Annotated in this window: 2 protein-coding genes; both read right to left on the bottom strand. The window is 31.7% G+C overall.

Annotated features, from left to right (window positions below; translation table 11 throughout):
• Positions 1 to 754 precede the first annotated feature (754 nt).
• The gene (locus CKF59_RS00305; protein WP_119533992.1) at positions 755 to 1699 is read right to left on the bottom strand and encodes a nucleoside hydrolase; all 945 of its coding nucleotides are present in this window, start codon (positions 1697 to 1699) and stop codon (positions 755 to 757) included.
• 459 nt (positions 1700 to 2158) lie between these two features.
• On the bottom strand, positions 2159 to 2347 hold the full coding sequence (locus CKF59_RS00300) for a hypothetical protein (RefSeq protein ID WP_119533991.1): 189 nt from the start codon (positions 2345 to 2347) through the stop codon (positions 2159 to 2161).
• Positions 2348 to 2419 lie beyond the last annotated feature (72 nt).

Raw genomic sequence — 2419 nt, 5'->3', positions numbered from 1 at the left:
ATCACTTGATTCTTCACTTGTAAGTTCTTCTTTATACTAATTGACTGTTATATTTATTACTAGGAGATAAATCCAGCTTCTGATTTAATTCGGTCGAATTCGACGGAATTAAAATTCTTACTGTTTAAGATTTACCATAAACTAAGAAATTCAATTCTATCTTTTCTTCTCAACTAGTTTTTTATTGCATCACTTGATTCTTCACTTGTAAGTTCTTCTTTATACTAATTGATTGTTATATTTATTACTAGAAGACAAATCCAGCTTCTGATTTAATTCGGTCGAATTCGACGGAATTAAAATTTACTGTTTAAGATTTACCATAAACCAAGAAATTCAGTTCTATCTTTTCTTCTCAACTAGTTTTTTATTACATCACTTGATTCTTCACTTATAAATTCTTCTTTATACTAATTAACCGTTATATTTATTACTAATTACTAAGAGATAATATAAGGTATTATTTAAATTTACTATTTGCAATGGATGAGAGTTAAAGAAATTGATCTCATAAAATACCTTAGAGAAACTGAGCTATGGTTTTGTTTACGGGTCAATTTCTGCTATTTAGAACTGAAAAAGGTCAGGGCTTAAAGCTCTGACCTTTACTTTTTTAGTAAAAATATTTTAAGAAAAAAATTATTTTTTAAGTAGCATCTCCTTAAAAAAAGGAGATTTATAATTATATCTCTTTAACCAATCAAATTTAGCTTTTTATTTAGCACTTATGCTAATTTATTTCAGCAAAGAAAGCTTACTTTTTAGCTAAAGAAGTCATATAGTCAAAGAAGGCATCACGATCTACATGGTAAACTAAATTTACCGGACGACCGTCTTCTTTAAGAACTGTACGTCCCGCAGATGGACCGGTAGCGATTACATCACTATGTACTACTTTAGTTTGAGTTAACTCAGGTTTATGGAAATAACAAGTAGTAAGTACATCCCATAAGAAATAAGTTGAGTTAGTCACAAAGTGTCTTAATGGAGGAACTATAGCATAAGAATTGCCTAAGAAGTCCACTCCTTCATAGCGACGTTCTGCAGCCCAAGCATCACGTACTTCTAAAGTTAAAGGAACCATGTTAGTACTTTCGAGAGCGACAAGATTAATCTTGATTTGTGAGTCCCATACACGTTTTACTGCTTCTGGATCCCAATAAGCATTCCATTCTGCAGTGCCATCATGTTCAGGTTCTTCTACATTTCCTTTTGGTAGGAAAGTTCCTCCCATCCAAAAGAGCTCTTTTATTTTTGCTTCAATGCTAGGATCTGTATCTAAAGCACGAGCAAGGTCAGTTAAAGGACCGGTAAAGAGTAGATCTATAGGTTCTTCAGCTTTGCGTAAGATCTCTACTAAATCTAAATGGGCTTTTAGTGGAGCTTCTTTAACCGTTAAAGGTTTGATTTCATTTAATACGGTTAAGGAATCCATCGTAAAAGCTTGTAAACGCCAATCTTTTGGGAAAGGGTGTACCGGACGAGAATCAGACCAAGCTACCGCAAGGTTGGCTTTATCTTTTTCTGAACCCCAGCGTTGAATAATTTTTCTACTTGCAGAAACAGCGGGTTCTATATAACAGTCCGCATCTACCACTCCTACGCCAACGACTTCCACATCTTCCATCTTTAAAAGAAGAAATAATGAGATTAAATCATCTACTCCACCGTCGTGGTTAAAATATACTTTGCGAACCATTTTCTTTCCTTAAAAAATTAGTTAGTGATTATAGTGCGAATATAACCTTGGACTTTAATTTAAGTAAGTATGTTTATTATACCTGAAGCTTAGTAAAGCTTAGGAAGAAAAATGGTTTCGAGGATATCTAAGGTATAAGAAGCAGAGTTTACATTATTTTATTTATAGAGGGACAAGTTAAGATTAATCAAGATTAGGAGAAATTAGAGAAATAATGAGAAGAGATAAATATAAGAAGAGATAAATAATAAGAAAACTTGAGATAATTTTGGAGATCATGCCAAGTTCCAAATTTTAAGCATAAAAAATTCCTTTAAGTAAATGACTAGAAAACTTAAAGGAATTATAGAATTGAAGAAAATAAAATGGAAAACGTAGGACGATGATACAACGAAGTTGTCATATCAATAAAAATATCAGATTGCATGTAATACACCTTAAAATGAATTAGATCTTAACTTAATATAGTAAAGAATAAGCGTAAGCATTTAATTCATCTTGATTTAAATTAGTTTCGCTATTTGAAAATTCGTAAGCAGTTGCATAAGTTCCATGACTCTGCTGGGAAGTTTCATCGGTGGTTGTAGAAAAACTTTGAGAACCTAGTAATTCTTGCACCATAGCTTGAAATTCTTCGTTTGCTTTCATAAGTAACCTCGCAATAATCTTTAAATATTATTGGTTTTAATTTATTCCTTAAAAAATCTTTAATCTTAAATC

It is taken from the genome of Psittacicella gerlachiana (genome assembly GCF_003585965.1).
Classification (GTDB): domain Bacteria; phylum Pseudomonadota; class Gammaproteobacteria; order Enterobacterales; family Psittacicellaceae; genus Psittacicella; species Psittacicella gerlachiana.
Note: the sequence above shows the minus strand (reverse complement) of the source record. Positions and strands in the feature narration are given on the sequence as shown.